The 17,074-nt window shown below is 52.9% G+C and carries 11 protein-coding genes and 3 pseudogenes; 12 read left to right on the top strand and 2 right to left on the bottom strand.

Translation table 11 applies throughout. The features are described from left to right. Nucleotides 1–83: 83 nt before the first annotated feature. Together B5F27_RS17225 and B5F27_RS17220 are read left to right on the top strand one after the other, a co-directional pair. On the top strand, nucleotides 84–584 hold the full coding sequence (locus tag B5F27_RS17225; RefSeq protein WP_242962141.1) for a glycosyltransferase family A protein: 501 nt from the start codon (nucleotides 84–86) through the stop codon (nucleotides 582–584). 66 nt (nucleotides 585–650) lie between these two features. After that, a complete protein-coding gene (locus tag B5F27_RS17220) occupies nucleotides 651–998 on the top strand; it encodes a hypothetical protein (protein ID WP_242962140.1) in 348 nt (115 codons plus the stop codon). 192 nt (nucleotides 999–1,190) lie between these two features. Here B5F27_RS17220 and B5F27_RS17215 read toward each other — a convergent pair whose 3' ends face one another. After that, the gene (locus tag B5F27_RS17215) at nucleotides 1,191–1,871 is read right to left on the bottom strand and encodes a hypothetical protein (protein WP_242962139.1); all 681 of its coding nucleotides are present in this window, start codon (nucleotides 1,869–1,871) and stop codon (nucleotides 1,191–1,193) included. A gap of 4 nt (nucleotides 1,872–1,875) precedes the next feature. On the opposite strand from B5F27_RS17215, the gene B5F27_RS17210 reads away from it, so the two are divergent. The 7 genes and pseudogenes from B5F27_RS17210 (at nucleotide 1,876) to B5F27_RS08705 (ending at nucleotide 13,308) form a co-directional block, all read left to right on the top strand. Further along, entirely contained in the window at nucleotides 1,876–2,229 is a 354-nt protein-coding gene (locus B5F27_RS17210; RefSeq protein WP_242962138.1) for a TnpV protein, read from the top strand. Next, a pseudogene (locus B5F27_RS08730) lies at nucleotides 2,157–7,943 on the top strand (SNF2-related protein); the annotation flags it as partial. The gene B5F27_RS17210 and the pseudogene B5F27_RS08730, both read left to right, overlap by 73 nt. 546 nt (nucleotides 7,944–8,489) lie before the next feature. Next, nucleotides 8,490–10,268: a reverse transcriptase/maturase family protein gene (locus B5F27_RS08725; protein WP_087366609.1), complete on the top strand. Its 1,779-nt coding sequence runs from the start codon at nucleotides 8,490–8,492 to the stop codon at nucleotides 10,266–10,268. Nucleotides 10,269–10,372: 104 nt separating this feature from the next. Beyond that, nucleotides 10,373–11,794, top strand: a pseudogene (locus B5F27_RS08720) (helicase C-terminal domain-containing protein); the annotation flags it as partial. Then, the gene (locus B5F27_RS08715; protein WP_087366603.1) at nucleotides 11,791–12,534 is read left to right on the top strand and encodes a DUF3849 domain-containing protein; all 744 of its coding nucleotides are present in this window, start codon (nucleotides 11,791–11,793) and stop codon (nucleotides 12,532–12,534) included. The pseudogene B5F27_RS08720 and the gene B5F27_RS08715, both read left to right, overlap by 4 nt. After that, nucleotides 12,531–12,875, top strand: a complete 345-nt coding sequence (mobC, locus tag B5F27_RS08710; protein ID WP_087366600.1) for a plasmid mobilization relaxosome protein MobC — start codon at nucleotides 12,531–12,533, stop codon at nucleotides 12,873–12,875. Before B5F27_RS08715 ends, mobC begins: the two co-directional genes overlap by 4 nt. A gap of 121 nt (nucleotides 12,876–12,996) precedes the next feature. Next, on the top strand, nucleotides 12,997–13,308 hold the full coding sequence (locus B5F27_RS08705) for a CD1845 family protein (RefSeq protein WP_087366597.1): 312 nt from the start codon (nucleotides 12,997–12,999) through the stop codon (nucleotides 13,306–13,308). 40 nt (nucleotides 13,309–13,348) lie between these two features. Here the strand turns inward: B5F27_RS08705 and B5F27_RS08700 are convergent, their stop codons facing one another. Then, nucleotides 13,349–13,675 (bottom strand): helix-turn-helix transcriptional regulator, encoded by a 327-nt coding sequence (locus B5F27_RS08700; RefSeq protein ID WP_087366593.1) that lies wholly within the window; start codon nucleotides 13,673–13,675, stop codon nucleotides 13,349–13,351. 153 nt (nucleotides 13,676–13,828) lie between these two features. Between B5F27_RS08700 and B5F27_RS08695 the strand changes: the two genes are divergently transcribed. The 3 genes and pseudogenes from B5F27_RS08695 to B5F27_RS08685 all read left to right on the top strand — a co-directional run bounded on the left by B5F27_RS08695 (nucleotide 13,829) and on the right by B5F27_RS08685 (nucleotide 17,055). Further along, the gene (locus B5F27_RS08695; protein WP_087366589.1) at nucleotides 13,829–14,275 is read left to right on the top strand and encodes a hypothetical protein; all 447 of its coding nucleotides are present in this window, start codon (nucleotides 13,829–13,831) and stop codon (nucleotides 14,273–14,275) included. Nucleotides 14,276–14,303: 28 nt separating this feature from the next. Then, nucleotides 14,304–14,675, top strand: a pseudogene (locus tag B5F27_RS08690) (relaxase/mobilization nuclease domain-containing protein); the annotation flags it as partial. Between the two features lie 577 nt (nucleotides 14,676–15,252). After that, nucleotides 15,253–17,055 (top strand): reverse transcriptase domain-containing protein, encoded by a 1,803-nt coding sequence (locus tag B5F27_RS08685; RefSeq protein ID WP_087366583.1) that lies wholly within the window; start codon nucleotides 15,253–15,255, stop codon nucleotides 17,053–17,055. Nucleotides 17,056–17,074 lie beyond the last annotated feature (19 nt).

The raw sequence follows: 17,074 nt of genomic DNA, 5'->3' as shown, positions 1-17,074 counted from the left end.
AAAACCTATCATTTTTCTATTTTCAAAGGAAATCGGTTCCGATATAATGGTTAAAAATGCAAGCCGGTGGGAGGAGTATCAAGATGGAGGCTTCGCGGGATATTGCCAAGGATGTTGAGGCAGTTGTCACAAGTTTTAATCAAGGGACTATGATTATGGAAGCTGTTCGGTCTTTGTGCAAACAGACCACACCGCCCGCAAGGGTAATTCTTGTGGACGATGGATCTACGGATCAAGAGTCGCTGGAAGTCCTAAAGAAAGTAGAAACAACTTTTTCTAAAAATCTCCCCATTACACTGATACGGAAATCAAATGGAGGAGTATCATCAGCCAGAAACGCCGGAATTGCCGAGACAAAAACATCGTTGGTTTTGGTGCTGGACGGTGATGACAAGCTGGAGCCGTCTTATATTGAAAAGGTCAGTCAGCTGCTCCGCGGTGATTCATCTATGGTTGCAGCATCGTCATGGATGCAGACTTTTGGGGTGTTGGATGCGATTGTCTGCCCATGCGGGGGCGGATTAAATGCATTCCTTTCCAAAAATTGCTGCGCTGCGACTCATATGATGCGCCGTAAATACTGAGAGAAGTGCGGTGGTTATGATGAAAGTATGCGCTCAGGATTTGAAGATTGGGACTTCTTCCTGAGTATGCTGGAAACCGAACCGGATTTGCAGATTGGAGTAGTCCAGCAACCTTTGATTGACTACCGAACCGCGCCTGCCTCATCGAATATAACGAGTATGGATAAGCGTTTGGATCTTATGCGTTTTATCATTGGGAAGCATTTGGAATCTTACCGGAATCATGTAGCGGATGCGATTTTGGGAGTTGAAGCTACCTCAATGGCGCGGCTGTTTGGATGGGAAGCTGAAATCCTTCGTACGGTGAGAGGTAACCAGGAGCTGAGTAAAGCATCAGATGAGTTTATGCAGCATCCAACGTATGGAGATGGAGGTATGGCTGCAGCGGTCCGCATTGTGTCTGCAAAAAAGTGAAACGCAGAATCGCAACGAAAGTCAATAGGAATATTTATGATCCAGCGGGAAGCGTTTTGGCTTTCCGCTTTTCTTTTTTGAATTTTCGGAAAGGAGGAAATTCCTATGCCCACAAAAGCCGAGCTGTACTCACAGCTTGCGTCCGATACTGCCCGCCGTCTGACAGGAAACTGGGAACGGTGGGCGGATTTTTTATCTCTGGCAGGTCGGCTGTACAAGTACCCCTATTCCGACCAGCTGCTGATTTATGCCCAGCGCCCGGATGCCACCGCCTGCGCTGAGTATGATGTCTGGAACAACCGGATGAACCGGTTTGTCCGGCGCGGCTCCAAAGGCATCGCCCTGCTGGATGACAGCGGCGGCACCCCGCACCTGCGGTATGTCTTTGACGTGTCGGATACCGGCACCCGCCGAAACTCCCTGGACCCGGACCTCTGGCAGATGGATTACAGCTTCCGGGAACCAGTGGCCGAGATGCTGGCGAAAACCTATGGGGTCAGTGATCCCAACTTCGCCCAGCAGCTTGCAGATCTCTCCGGCAAACTGGTGGAGGACTACTGGGACAACAATGCTCAGGAAATCCGCGACATCGTTGACGGTTCGCTGCTGGAAGGGTATGATGATCTTGGGCTTGAGATGGAATTCAAGTCCGCAGGGGCCATTAGTATCACCTGGCTGCTTTTGTCCCGGTGCGGTATCGACCCCGAAGGATGGTTTGACCGGGATGATTTCCAGGCGGTCTATTCCTTCAGCACCCCGGCAGCCGCGAACGTCCTGGGAACGGCTGTTACGGAGAGCTGCAGCCAGGTGCTGCGGCAGATCGAGAGAGCCATCAAAACCACCACCCGGCGCAGAAATGCAGAAAGGAACCAAGAATATGAGCAGCTTAACTTATTCTCAGAACGGGGATTATCTGATCCCGAACCTGGTTCTCGACCCGGCCCCGGCCCAGCCCCTGGGCAAGTACGGGCGGATGCGGCAGGCTTATCTCAAAACCCACCGGCGTCTGATTTACAATCAGATGCTGCTGTCCGGGAGCCTGTTTCCGCACCTGCAGGAGGTGGACGAGACAGCGCACCAGCGGCTGGAGCAGATGATGCCCCAGCTGGCGAAGGAAGCGGGAGCAACGGAGGAGCTGAAAACCCGCGATCCGATGCAGTGGGTGGGCCTGATGAACACCTGCAAGGCACAGGCCGAGGAAATCCTGATGGCGGAACTCATCAACAACTGAGTTTCTTCCCCAGTGAAGCGGAGCAAATCGAACAGATCGACCGACGAGCGGAGACCGAAAAAGTCTCCGCTTTTTCGTTTTCGGGGGAAGATATTGCGCTGGCCATGGCCAGCGGCAGCGGCTTTGCCCAGGGCAAAGAGCGGATTGCAGCTTATTTTGAGGAAGATCACACCCCCAAAGAACGGGCCGAGTTTTTGAAAAACGAGTACGGTATCGGAGGGCAGACCTGGACTTTCCTGGATGGCAGCCACGGTTTCCTGGAGTACAATGCCCGCGGAATCCAGCTGCGCTCCTATCCCGATGGGCAGGAGCAGCGGTTTTCCTGGTCTGATGCAGCAAAAAGGATCGGCGTGCTGATTGCCGCCGGCAAGTATCTGGACGAGCCGAGCAAAGACGAACCGATTTGGGAATACAACGGCGTCAAGGAGCGCCACCCGGATAACCTCGTCCTTTACCAGATGGGGGACTTCTACGAGCTGTATGGTGAAGATGCCCGCACCGCCGCTGCCGAGCTGGACCTGAACCTTTTCAGCCGCTCCATTCCGGGCGGAGGCCGGGTGGAGATGTGCGGAATCCCGGCGACCCAGCTGGAACAGACTGTAGAACGGCTGCGCGACAAGCACGATGTGACGGTTTCCACCCAGCAGAAGGGCAGCGCCCAGCGCCGGGAATATACCGTTCTCTCCATCGACCACGAAGCAGAGCAGGCCATTGATGCCCACGAGGCTGAGTTTGGCGCAGATGGATTCCGGGCGTTTCCGAATGAGGAAGCCGGAAAGGCAGCTACGCTTCGGGAGCTGCATGAGCAGTTTAAGCCCATTGTGGTGGAAGCGGTTATCCAGGATACCAGATACGGGAATGTTTGTAGCGACGGCGACCGAGATCGCGCTGTGGTCGAAGGCCGGGCAGCCATCCAGCGGGCTGTTTTGTCATCTGGCAACCGGGAACTGCTCCATCTCTATTCCCACATCCCTGAGTTCCGGCAGCGCTTGACCCGGGAAGTCATTGATGAGACCTATCCCAAGCTCTATGAGCTGCTGCACCCCCTCTCGGATACAGACATCGACAAGGCCATCCAGGCTTGGAATGGCAAAATCGAGAGCAAGCACGCTGTTGTGCGTTTTATGCGAGACCATGCACGGGAGAAAGATACCGCCGCATGGCTGGCCCATGAGTATGACGGCAGTGACGGCAAAACCCCGTTTGTAGTTCGTCCCGGAAGTCCGGTCAGGACAGAGCTGCCCTGGCCCAAGGTCCAGCGGCGGATTGCACAGCTCATCAAAGAGAACCGTTTTTACACCCAGATCGAGCAGGACCGCTTAGATGATGTGGACCCTGTTTCGATCCGGGAAACCCTGGCTGATCGAGGTATCGTAAACGGCCAGGTGGTGGAACCTGAAAAGCTGGACAACGATCCCTTTATTCGGCAGGTGGTGTCGGACGCCGAGCAGGCAGCCGCAGAACCCGCCGCCGAAGCACCGGAGGAGCCGGAACCGGAAGCCCTGTCCGATGCAGAGTACGCCCGTCAGAATCTGATCCCGGGCGAAACCGCCTTTGACTTGGATGACCGTCGGTTCATGGTGGATCGGGTGGATTTGGATTTAGAGCGCGTCAGCCTGCGGGATGTGACCTTTGCCGAGGCCACCGGTTTCCCCATCTTCCGTTCGGAGCCGATTTGGGTGATTCGTCAGTACCTGGAGCAGGAAGCGGCCCCGGCCAAACCTGAGAAGCCCCTGACGGCGGAGGATGTGACCGATATCCGGCTGGAGAGCAGCAGCTATTCGGCGGTGTCCCGTGAAAAGGAGTATCACTTAACCTGTAAAATCAACGGGGTGCCGGACACGCTGGTCTACACCGTATCCCAGCACGATGACGGCGAAGGTTTTACCATCCAGAGTCAGAAGGACGATATCTGGAAGAAGATGTCCCGCCCGGAGCTGGAAAAGCTGGAGGATGTGCTGGCCAGAGCGGTGGAGTTTGACTACTGGAGCAAATCCATCGAACACGCAGCGGATGCAGACGCCCTTGAAGTAGTGGCACTGGATTACCGCTGGGCCGAAAATCTGAATCTGAGCGATGGACAGCGGGATGCACTTTGGAGCCAGATCGCGGCCCGCAGGGCGCAGCTTACCGCCCAGCCTACCTTTGCCACAGAACCGGTGGCGGTTTATCCGGCAGAGGAAACAAATCTGCCCTACGATGTAGTGGTCGAAAAACTCCACATCGAGCCGCCCATTGAGCCTCCCGCACAAGAAACGCCTGCGCCTCCCGCCCGGAACTTCCACATCTCCGACAGCCACCTGGGCGAGGGCGGACCGAAACAGAAGTTTGCCCGCAATGTGGAGGCCATCTGTACCTTGCAAACCCTGGAGAACGAGAACCGAAATGCCACCCCGGAAGAACAGGAAATCCTGTCCCAGTACGTTGGCTGGGGCGGTCTGGCAGATGCCTTTGACCCGGACAAAGACAGCTGGGCCAAGGAGTACACCCAGCTGAAAGAACTGCTGACCCCCGAGGAATATGCCGCTGCCCGTGCCAGCACCCTGAATGCTCACTATACCAGCCCCACCGTCATCCGTGCCATCTATGACGCAGTGGAGAAGATGGGCTTCCAGACTGGCAACATCCTGGAACCCTCCTGCGGCGTGGGCAACTTCTTCGGAATGTTGCCGGAATCTATGCAAGGCAGCCGCCTGTACGGCGTAGAACTGGACAGCATTTCGGGCCGCATCGCCCGAAAGCTGTACCCGGAGGCAAACATCACGGTGGCAGGCTTTGAGACCACCAAGCAGCAGGACTTCTACGATCTTGCCATTGGCAACGTGCCCTTTGGTCAGTATCGGGTGAACGATAAGGACTACAACAAGCTGGGATTCTCGATCCACAACTATTTCTTTGCCAAGGCGCTGGATCAGGTTCGCCCGGGCGGCGTGGTGGCCTTTGTCACCAGCCGATACACGATGGATTCCAAGGATTCCACCGCCCGCAAGTATTTGGCTGAGCGGGCCGACCTGCTGGGGGCCATCCGGCTGCCCAACAATGCGTTCCGCGCCAACGCCGGCACTGATGTGGTGTCCGATATCATCCTCCTTCAGAAACGTGACCGGCCCATCGACCGGGAACCTGACTGGGTACAGCTTGGCCAGACCGAGAGCGGCATCTCCATCAACCAGTATTTTGTGGACCATCCTGAGATGGTCCTGGGAGAACTGACCACCGAGAGCACCCAGTATGGCCGGGAGGAAAGCACTGTCCTGCCCATTGCCGGTGCAAACCTGAGCGAACAGCTGACGGAGGCTATCTCCCATCTGAAAGGCGAATACCGGGAAGCCGAGCATACTGCCCCGGATGTGGGAGAGGCTGAGACGGGCCGCGATTCCCTGCCCGCTGACCCCAATGTGAAGAACTTCTCCTACACGGTGGTGGACGGAGAGGTTTACTACCGCGAAAACTCGGTCATGACCCACCTGGAGCTGAATGACACGGCCAAGGGCAGGGTCAAAGGCATGGTGGAACTGCGGCAGATCGTCCACGACCTGATCGACCTGCAGATGGAGGACGGCCCAGATGATGCCATCCAGGCAAAACAGTCTGAACTCAACGCAGCTTACGATGCCTTTGCCAAAGAATACGGCCTGTTGAATGACCGCAAGAATGGCCGCCTGTTCGAGGACGATTCTTCCTATTACCTGCTCTGTTCTCTGGAGAACCTGGACGAGAACGGTAAGCTGAAAAGCAAGGCGGATATGTTCACGAAACGGACCATCCGGCCCGAACGGAACATCAGCCATGCCGCCACCCCCAGCGAGGCGCTGGCCATCTCCATCGGAGAACGAGGCCGGGTAGACCTGCCCTATATGTCCGAGCTGCTGGGCAAACCGGGAGACTATGACAGCATCATCACCGACCTGCGGGGCGTGATCTTCAAGGACCCTTCGGAGGATGTGACCGACCCGGAAGCAGGATGGCAGACTGCGGATGAATACTTGTCCGGCAACGTCCGCAACAAGCTGCGGATTGCCGAACTGGCAGTCCTAACCAACCCGGAATTTGCTCCTAACGTGGAAGCTCTGACCAAGGCTCAGCCCCGGGACCTGGAAGCCTCTGAAATTGATGTGCGTCTGGGTGCCACCTGGCTGGACCCCAAGGTGATCCAGCAGTTCATGCTGGAGACTTTCCAGGTGCCTTTCTATCTGCGGAGGGCTGTCCAGGTAAACTTCTCCCCTCTCACAGCTGAATGGCAGATCGAGGGCAAGGGCAAGACCGGTATCAACGATGTGGCCGCCTACGAGACCTATGGCACCAGCCGGGCCAACGGCTATAAAATCCTGGAGGACACCCTGAATCTGAAGGATGTACGGGTGTATGACACCATTGAGGACGTGAACGGCAAGCAGCAGCGGGTGCTGAACAAAAAGGAAACGACTCTGGCCCAGCAGAAGCAGCAGGCTCTCAAGGACGCTTTTGCGGGTTGGATTTGGAAGGACCCGCAGCGCCGTGAAACCCTGGTCAAGCAGTACAACGAGTTGTTCAATTCAACCCGGCCCCGGGAGTATGACGGCAGCCACATCCATTTCGTGGGGATGAACCCGGAAATCAGCCTGCGTGAACACCAGAAAAACGCCATTGCCCATGTGCTCTACGGCGGCAACACCCTGCTGGCCCACGAGGTCGGTGCCGGCAAGACCTTTGAAATGGCGGCCTCCGCCATGGAGGCCAAGCGGCTGGGTCTTTGCCAGAAATCCCTCTTTGTGGTGCCCAACCACCTGACCCTCCAGTGGGCACAGGAGTTTCTGCATCTCTATCCCAGCGCCAAACTGCTGGTGGCAAACAAGAAGGATTTTGAAACCGCCAACCGAAAGAAGTTCTGCGCCCGTATCGCCACCGGTGACTACGATGCCGTCATCATCGGTCATTCGCAATTCGAGAAGATTCCCCTCTCCTTTGAGCGGCAGGAGCGGATCATCCAGGAGCAGATCGACGAGATTCAGGCTGCCATCACGGAGATGAAGTACCGCGTAGGCGAACGGTTTACCATCAAGCAGATGGAGAAAACCCGAAAGGGCCTGGAACAGAGGCTGGAAAAGCTGAAAGCCACCGAGCGGAAAGATGACGTGGTGACCTTCGAGCAGTTGGGTGTGGACCGACTGTTTGTAGACGAAAGTCACAGTTTTAAGAACCTTTTTTTGTACACTAAGATGAGGAATGTGGCTGGACTGTCCACCTCAGAGGCCCAGAAGTCCAGCGATATGTTTGGCAAGTGCCGCTATATGGACGAGATCACCGGCGGCCGGGGCGTGATTTTCGCCACCGGCACCCCGGTGTCGAACTCCATGACAGAACTGTATACGGTGATGCGCTACCTGCAGTACGGCACGTTGCAGCAGAAGGGGCTGACCCACTTTGACTGCTGGGCATCCACCTTTGGCGAGACCACAACCAGTATAGAATTGGCCCCGGAAGGCACCGGCTACCGGGCGCGTACCCGCTTTGCAAAGTTCTTCAACCTGCCGGAACTCATGAATATGTTCAAGGAAGTCGCAGATATCAAAACTTCGGACCAGCTCCACCTGCCGGTGCCGGAGGCCAAGTTTGAGACTGTGGTGGTGAAGCCTTCGGATATCCAGAAGGACATGGTGGCCGAGCTTTCCAAGCGGGCCGCCGCCGTTCACAGCGGCGCGGTTGATGCTGCAGAGGACAATATGCTCTGCATCGTGCGCTGCTAAGCGCGAAGGTGTATCTCCCCCACAGGGGGACATTATTAAAAGTAAATAATGGGAACAACCAACCTACCTGGCGAGGAAACTCAAAGGGGACAATCGCATGTTGGTAAAGCGGATAAGAGATTAATCGTAAAATCTCGACGTTCCGCGAGTTCCGTGTTCTATGGTTAAAGCTAAACTGCCTGAACCTCAGTTCCGACTTGGTGCAAAGCATCGCCCATCGGAAAGCGATTGATACCGATGTTATTGCATATCCGGTAACGTGATGCAGTATCGGATAACTTTTTGTAATAAAAGAGCCTGCAATGAGCAGGAATAAAGGAACGAACAAGGAACCTAAGGAACACTCGACACGTACACTTTTGACGAATAGCAGGATGGCCTAAAGGGGGAGACCCCCATGGTCACGGAGCCGTCATAGTAGTCTGAGAAACCTGAAATAACAGGGATGGCCGTAAAATCGGAAGCGGGAAAGCCGCTCACATGGCGAAGGACGGCAGGTAATTTCGATTTGTTAGAAAGGAGTAGGTGCGTGAGATGCGTACAGCCCAAACTGTTTTAACAGTCATTCAAGAACGTGGAAAACAGCATAAACCCATCGAAAGAGTTTATAAGCTCTTATTCAACCGCGATCTTTATCTGAACGCCTATGCAAAGTTATACCCGAATAACGGCGCAATGACAAAAGGCGTCACCAAAGAAACGGTTGATGGTATGTCAATCCAGAAAATTGACAGGATGATTGAGCTTCTCAGAGAAGAAAAGTATCAGTGGAAACCAGCAAGGCGTGAATATATCCCAAAGAAAAACGGGAAAAAGCGTCCCCTGGGCATTCCAACATGGGGAGATAAACTGTTGCAGGAAGTAATGCGCGAGATTCTGGAAGCGTACTATGAACCGCAATTCAGCACACATTCTCATGGATTCCGGCCCAACAGGGGATGTCATACGGCCTTGCAGGAAATTCAAGTATGGAAAGGAACACGCTGGTTTATCGAAGGGGATATTTCCAAATACTTCGACACAATAGACCATGCTGTTCTGCTGAAAATACTTGAGAGAAATATCCATGACGGCAGATTTATCCGGCTAGTAGCGAACATGCTGAAAGCCGGGTACCTGGAGGACTGGAAGTTTAATCAGACAATCAGCGGAACTCCGCAGGGCGGCGTTATCAGTCCACTTCTGGCGAATATTTACCTCAATGAGTTTGACCAGTGGATTGAGAAAGTCCTGATTCCCAACAACACACGGGGAAAGCGGCAAAAGGCAAATCCTGTGTATAGTCGGATGAACGCTGAAATCAGCAAGGCGAGAAAGAACAGCGATATTCAAACTGCCCACAGACTTAAAGTTGAGCGACGAAATATTCCAGCGGTTGATCCGTATGACGAAAACTATCGCAGATGCAGATATGTCCGCTATGCGGATGATTTTCTCATTGGATTTACAGGCTCCAAAGCGGATGCTGAGGAAATCAAGGCGGCAATGCACGATTTTCTCGAAAAGGAGCTTCATCTGGAATTGTCGCAGGAAAAGACCTTAATTACCAATGCGAGTAGCCAGGCTGCCAAGTTCCTTGGTTATGAAATAAAGGCGCAAAGGGTGAATGATTATCTTGACCCCAAAGGCCGCAGAGGAGCCAATGGTGCGATCGCATTGTTTGTTCCGGCAAGGGTGATTGAGGATAGATGCAGGTCGTTCAAGCGAAATGGAAAAGTGACACACAGAAATGCGTTGCTTCACGATGATGATTTCTCTATCGTTCAAAGGTTTCAGCAGGAATATAGAGGACTGGTACAGTATTACGTTCTGGCCCAAAACCTATCTTGGTTTTCCAAACTCTACTGGACAATGGAAACCTCTCTGCTGAAAACCTTGGCTTGCAAACATCGGTCATCTATCAAAAAGCAAAAGGTAAAGTATAAAACTACGACCACAAGCACAAGCGGAAAAACGGTACCCTGCCTGCAAGTGGTTGTAGAACGCCCTGGGAAAAAGCCATTGGTGGCTACCTGGGGAGGAATTTCACTGGCCCATAAGCGTAAAGCTGTCATAGAGGACAAGCCCTACAAGGTATATGGAGGGCGTACAGAACTCATTAAGCGGTTGACAGCGGATACTTGTGAGTTGTGTGGGGGCAGAAAAGATATCGAAGTGCATCATATCCGTAAACTGGCGGATTTAAAGACCAAAGGCAAGTCCGCGCCGCCGGTCTGGGTTCAGATTATGGCTGCGCGGCAAAGAAAAACGCTGGTGGTATGTCGGGAATGCCACACAGCTATCCACAATGGAACATTAAATAGACGTTCTTGAAATGAAATTACTGGGGAGCCGGATGATGCGAAAGTATCAAGTCCGGTTCCGAGGGGGGATAACGGAAAAGGGACACTTACTACCTCGCCGGTATCCTACCCGACACCAGCGATGGCCGCAAAATCGGCCTGGACCAGCGCCTTATGAACCCGCTGCTGCCGGATAACCCGGACAGCAAGCTGAACGCCTGTGTTCGCAATGTCCTGAAGATCTGGGAAGAAGGAAAGGAACAGAAGCTGACCCAGCTCTTGTTCTGCGATCTGTCCACCCCCAAGGGGGATGGGAAGTTCAACGTTTATGATGATATCAAAAAGAAGCTGCTGGCAGCGGGGGTGCCCGAGAGCGAGGTGGCCTTCATCCACACCGCCGACACCGAAGCCAAGAAGAAGGAACTGTTCTCCAAGGTCCGTGCAGGCCAGGTCCGGGTTCTGCTGGGCAGCACCCAGAAGATGGGAGCAGGCACCAACGTACAAGACCGGCTGGTGGCAGTTCACCACCTGGATGTGGGCTGGAAGCCCTCGGATATGACCCAGCGCAATGGCCGCATCATCCGCCAGGGCAACCGGAACAAAGAAGTGCAGGTCTACAACTATGTCACGGAAGGGACCTTCGATGCCTACTTGTTCCAGACCCTTGAGAACAAACAGCGGTTCATCTCCCAGATCATGACCTCGAAATCTCCCGTCCGCTCCTGTGACGATGTAGACGAACAGGCTCTCAGCTATGCCGAGATCAAGGCTCTGTGTGCCGGAAATCCGCTCATCAAAGAGAAAATGGACCTGGATATCGAGGTGGCCCGGCTCAAGGTCCTCAAAGCGGACCACCAGAGTCAGCAGTACCGGCTGGAAGATAAGCTGCTCAAAACCTTTCCGGCCTCCATCCAGCATCAGAAAGAGGTTATCGCCTGCATGAAACAGGACGCAGAAACCGCAGAAGCACATCCCCAGGTGAAGGATGGCTTCTGTGGGATGACCATCAAAGGGATGCACTATGAGGACAAGCTCACCGCCGGCGAACGGCTGCTGGCTGCCTGCCAGGAGCTGCCCTCGGCAGGGGCGGTGGAGATCGGCAGTTACCGCGGCTTCCCGATGGAGCTTTCCTTCAGCACCCTTCACAACCAGTTTGAGCTTGCCTTCAAGGGCCAGTCCACCAACCATGTGTTCCTGGGCACCGACGCCCGGGGCAACATCACCCGGCTGGACAATGCCCTGGACAACTTCCCGGAACGGATTGAGAAGGCTGAGAACCGCCTTGGAACCTTAATTCAGCAGCGGGATGCCGCTCAGGCCGAGCTGGGCAAACCCTTCCCGCAAGAGGATGAACTGGCCGCGAAATCTGCCCGACTGGCAGAGCTGGACGCCCTTCTGAACATGGAGGAGAGCCCCAGCCAGGAAGCGCCCGAGAAAGAAAAGGCGGAGACAAAAGAGGAAGGCCGCAAGCCGTCCGTGCTGGCCGAGCTGAAAGCTGCGGTGTCTGACCGGACGCCCCGGCCCAAAACCCATGAAAAGGAGGCGGATGCCCGATGACCGATGCAGAATTGAACACAGCCCTTTATAAGAAAATGTTTGCGGAACAGGAGCAGTTCAAGGACTGGCTGCTGACACAGCCGCCTGAAAAAATTCTGGAACACAGCTATAAGTACAGTGTGCGGGAGGATTTTATTCTTGCACTGGAGTACGACGATCTGACCAGAGGTCAGGCCGCTGCCCTGCTGGCCTCTCCCACGCCGCTGGATGACCTCTTTCACACGTATGAATCAACCGAAACGCACCACATGGAGGAAGTCTGGAGCTGCCTTGAGAGCTTGGCGGAGTACCGCAAAGCGGAGCGGGCCGTGCAGGAGGAACGGATCAACATTTCCTGCAAGGAAGCCATTGAGGGAGCCATCGACGGCAACTACAAGGGGAACAGCCTGGACGCCAAAGCAGCGGCGCAGGAAGTCCTGGATCAGTTCGGACCCGAGCGGGTCCAGACTGTCCTTGCTGCAACAATAAAAGACAAGGACTGGGATGGCCGGTTCTCCTGTGAGAACAAAGCGTGGGCGCAGACGGTGCCCATGCAGGAGGGCGGCGAGAATAGGAACCGACGCTCCCACTGGGTGGTGGACAGCCATCCCGGACTCGTCAATCTGCTTGTGGATCAGGTCCGGGACATGGTCCGGGAACGGGAGAAGGAAAAGCCGTCGGTGATTCAGCAGCTGCGGCAGGAGTCTGCCGCCGGTAAAATCAAGGCGGCCCCGCCCAAAAAGCGGGAGACGGAAAGATGACCGCCCCCAAGAGAAAGCGGGACGTTCAACTTAACTTCCGGGTGACAGCCAAGGAACTGGAACAGATCGAGGAAAAGATGGGGCATCTGGGTATCTTTAACCGGGAAGCCTATCTGCGGAAGATGGCTTTGGATGGATATGCGGTTAAACTCGATCTGCCCGAGCTGAAAGAACTGCTGTCTCTCTTGCGGCGCAGCAGCAACAACCTCAATCAGCTTGTCCGAAGGGTCAACTCCACCAGCCGTGTCTATCAGGAAGATTTAGCTGACCTCTCCAGGCGTCAGGAGGAGATTTGGGAAGGAGTGCATACAATTCTGACACAGCTGGCGAATATTTTATAAGACAAAAAGGAGAGGCGGTGCATTGGCATCGCCTCTCCTCTTTTTTATTGGTTGACATCCTTGCTCTTTGAAAAAGGATTTGAGAGAATCACTACAGAAAACCACAAAGGAGGCCCTAAAAATGACTGTTCTGTTCTCGATCTTCAAGCTTTTGCTGAAAATTGCAGCAGCCCCTGTCATAGCCATTCTAGCCCTGTTTGTCTGGTTCTGCACATGGCTGGTGTGTGTATCCGGTGCGGTGCTGGGACTGGTCAGCCTGCTTCTTTGCGTTTGTTCGGCGTTCCTGTTCCTCAGTTCTTCTGTGGCAGGCGGCATCATTTACCTGGTTCTGGCCTTTTTGGCAAGTCCTTTTGGGCTGCCTGCTGCTGCCCTATGGCTGCTGGATAAGGTTCAAGGAATCCGGTATCTGATTCAGAATACTGTGTTTGAGTAGAATAAGAAATAGCCAGCCAATTCCTTACCAGCTGGCTATTTTACTGCTCCGTGTGTTCCAGGACTGCCTTTATCATGGTGAGGACAAGTTCCTGCTTTTGCGGGGGAGCATCCTTCCAGAGCTTTTCCACTTCACGAATGGTACTGATCTCGTTCTCTGTCAGTTCATCCTGCAGCAGATAGTCTGGTGAAATACGAAGTGCCTTGCAGATGTCGATGAAGACCGGCAGACTTGGCATTTTGGTCCCGCCCTCGATCTGTCGGAGATAGGTTGCATTGATGTTGCAGAGTTCTGAAAGCTTGTCTGAAGTAAGTCCGCGATCTTTTCGAACTGCATTGATGCGCTTTCCCAACTGGTTCTGTCCCATGCTGTATACCTGCCTGTAAGCTATTAGAAGTTATTCTATATACTTTTAGACTACATTATGATTGAGACTTTTAATAGTGTCTGTTAGACTATATAGTGTAAGCCGATGGCTTGGAGCCGGGAACGTGATACAGACAGAACGGGAGGGTTTAGGATGATCGTAACATTTTGCGGCCACAGGGAAATTGCGCAGACCACAGAAGTTGAGGAATGGCTGCAAACCGTGATCCATTGTCTGATTAAACAGGGAGCGACAACTTTTTACCTTGGCGGATACGGCGCTTTCGATGGATTGGCTGCATCTGTTCTGCGCAAGGAAAAGAAAAAACATCCCTGGATTGAACTGATTCTTGTCCAGGCATACCTGAACGACAGACAGGATGCTGCAGGTTATGACGGTTCTGTATATCCAGAACTTGAAAAGATACCGCGCCGCTTTGCGATTCTGCATAGGAATCGCTGGATGGTACAGTCCGCAGATGCAGTCGTAGCCTATGTCCTTCACGATTGGGGTGGGGCGGCGACAACGTTGCGATATGCTGAACAAAAAAGAAAAAAGATTATCTCATATTGTAAAGGAACAAGGGGACAGCATCTCTAGCTGCTCCTTTGAAAGGGGGGGAAGGAAAGTGGCCACCACCCGCATCATGCCGCTGCACACCGGGAAGGGCCGAACCGTGAGACGCGCCATTCGAGATATCATCGGGTATGTAAAGAACCCGGAAAAGACGGATGACGGCAGGCTTGTCACCAGCTATGCCTGTGACAGTCGGACTGCGGATGCCGAATTCCTGCTGGCCAAGCGGCAGTATATCGCGGCCACGGGCCGGGTACGGGGCAAGGATGATGTGATTGCCTATCACCTGCGGCAATCCTTTGTGCCGGGGGAGATCACAGCGGAGGAGGCAAACCGCCTCGGCGTGGAGATGGCGCGGCGGTTCACCAAAGGCAATCACGCTTTCATCGTCTGCACCCACATCGACAAGGCCCATGTTCATAATGTACGCCCAGATAGGGCAATGAGAAAAGCAGTATAAGGTACTGCCCCGTAAGATAACACGGGAAACAACCAGCCTAACCGAAAGGCGAAAGCTGACACGGGAACACAGTACGGCTGGAAAGCGGTAAGTCACCTAAAGGCAATCGGGTGCGACTGAACCGCAATGTTAATCGGATATAAGGTATAAGTTGGATTCACTGAACGCAAGCTTCCAGTTTCTGTTATGTGCCGATGGAGGAAAATTGCCTGAAACCTCTGGTACGGAAAAGGCAAGTTATGGTTGTGGGCTTGTCGGTTATCATTCATTCCGTACAACCTGTAGGAGAACCTATGGTAACGAAGCGAAAGCGATACCGAGAATCCGAATTTACCAAGTCTCATTGCTAACCGGGGATGCCCTAACCAGGAGTGCCGCATGAAAGGGGGAATGAAAAAGCGGCTATGGCTTTGGAGCCTGAAAATCCTGCATGGGTACGGAGTGCTCGTAGTAGTCCGAGAGGGGTAATGACCCTTACATGGCGAAGGAGCACAGTTATTGCGCACTAAAATTAGAAGTTGATTAGGGAGGAAAACCTCACATGAAACCAACAACGGAAATTTTAGCAAGAATCAGTCAAAACTCACTTGCAAATAAAGAAGAAGTATTTACAAAACTGTATCGCTATCTGCTGCGTCCTGACATCTACTTTGTGGCATACAAAAACCTGTATGCCAACAACGGTGCGGCAACGAAAGGAGTAACCGAGGATACGGCGGACGGTTTCAGTGAAGCCAAAATAGATAGTATTATCAAAGCATTGGCGGACGAAACCTATCAGCCCATGCCGGTGAGGCGAACCTATATCCAGAAGAAGAATAACCGCAAAAAGCTGCGTCCCTTAGGTATACCAACCTTTACTGACAAATTGGTGCAGGAAGTGTTACGGATGATACTGGAAGCGGTATATGAGCCTATCTTTCTGGATGTCTCCCACGGTTTTAGGCCAAAAAGAAGTTGCCATACGGCCTTAAAGCAGTTGAGACGGGAGTTCAACGGTACGCGTTGGTTCGTCGAAGGCGACATCAAAGGCTGCTTTGACAACATCAACCACGCCGTTCTTGTAGGTTTGTTGAGCAATAAAATCAAGGACGCCCGGATAACCAAGCTGATTTACAAATTCCTGAAAGCAGGATATTTAGAGAACTGGCAGTACCATAAGACATACAGTGGTACACCGCAAGGCGGTATCATTTCTCCGCTACTCGCCAACATCTACCTGCATGAATTGGATAAGTTTGTAATGAAGTTGAAGTCCGAATTTGACACGCCCGGAGTGGGACAAATCACACCTGAATACCGAGAGCTGCACAATGAAATCAAACGGCTATCCCACCGCTTGACGAAAGTAACGGGTGAGGAAAGGGAAATGGTGCTGGCAGAATATAAGTCCAAACGTCAGAAGCTGATGACCATTCCCTGCACTGCGCAGACCGACAAAAAACTGAAATATGTTCGGTATGCGGATGATTTTCTAATAGCAGTCAAAGGAAACCGTGAGGACTGTCAATGGATTAAGAGCAAACTGGCCGAGTTTATCGGAGATACACTGAAAATGGAACTCAGTGAAGATAAAACGCTCATAACCCATAGCAGTAAATGTGCAAGGTTCTTAGGCTATGATGTGCGTGTGCGCAGAAGCGGAAAAATAAAGCGGGGTGGCCCCGGTCATGTAAAAATGCGTACCCTCAATGGGGGCGTAGAGTTGTTGGTGCCACTTAACGATAAAATCCGCCAATTCGTTTTCACGAAAGGCGTGGCGATACAAAAAGAAGATGGTTCCATGTTTCCAGTCCATCGGAAATACCTAATTGGACTCACAGACTTAGAAATCGTTTCAGTATACAATGCGGAGTTAAGAGGAATATGCAACTATTATGGTATGGCAAGCAACTTCTGCAAGCTGCACTACTTTGCCTACCTTATGGAATACAGTTGCTTGAAAACCCTCGCTTCAAAGAATAAAACCAGCCTTTCCAAAATCATTGACAAGTTTAATGATGGTACAGGAAAATGGGGTGTCCCCTATGAAACGAAGCTGGGAAACAAAAGACGTTACTTCGCAAATTACGCTGACTGTAAAGGCAAAGGTTCAGCTACGGATTACATCAGCAATGCCGCCGTTGTCTACGGATACGCAGTCAATACCCTTGAAAACCGGTTGAAAGCAAAGGTCTGTGAGTTATGTGGAACGACAGAGAGCGATCATTACGAGGTTCACCACATTAACAAACTCAAAAATCTCAAAGGCAAGGAACGGTGGGAAATCGCAATGATTGCCAAGCATAGAAAAACGCTTGTGGTGTGCAGGGATTGCCACCGCAGTATTATCCACAAAAAGTGAGTTTTGTCTGAACGAGCAG

Origin of the sequence: Faecalibacterium sp. An192 (genome assembly GCF_002160175.1) — a bacterium.
Lineage (GTDB): Bacteria > Bacillota > Clostridia > Oscillospirales > Ruminococcaceae > Faecalibacterium.
The sequence above is the reverse complement of the archived record's forward strand: the minus strand, read 5'-3'. Positions and strand labels throughout refer to the sequence as shown.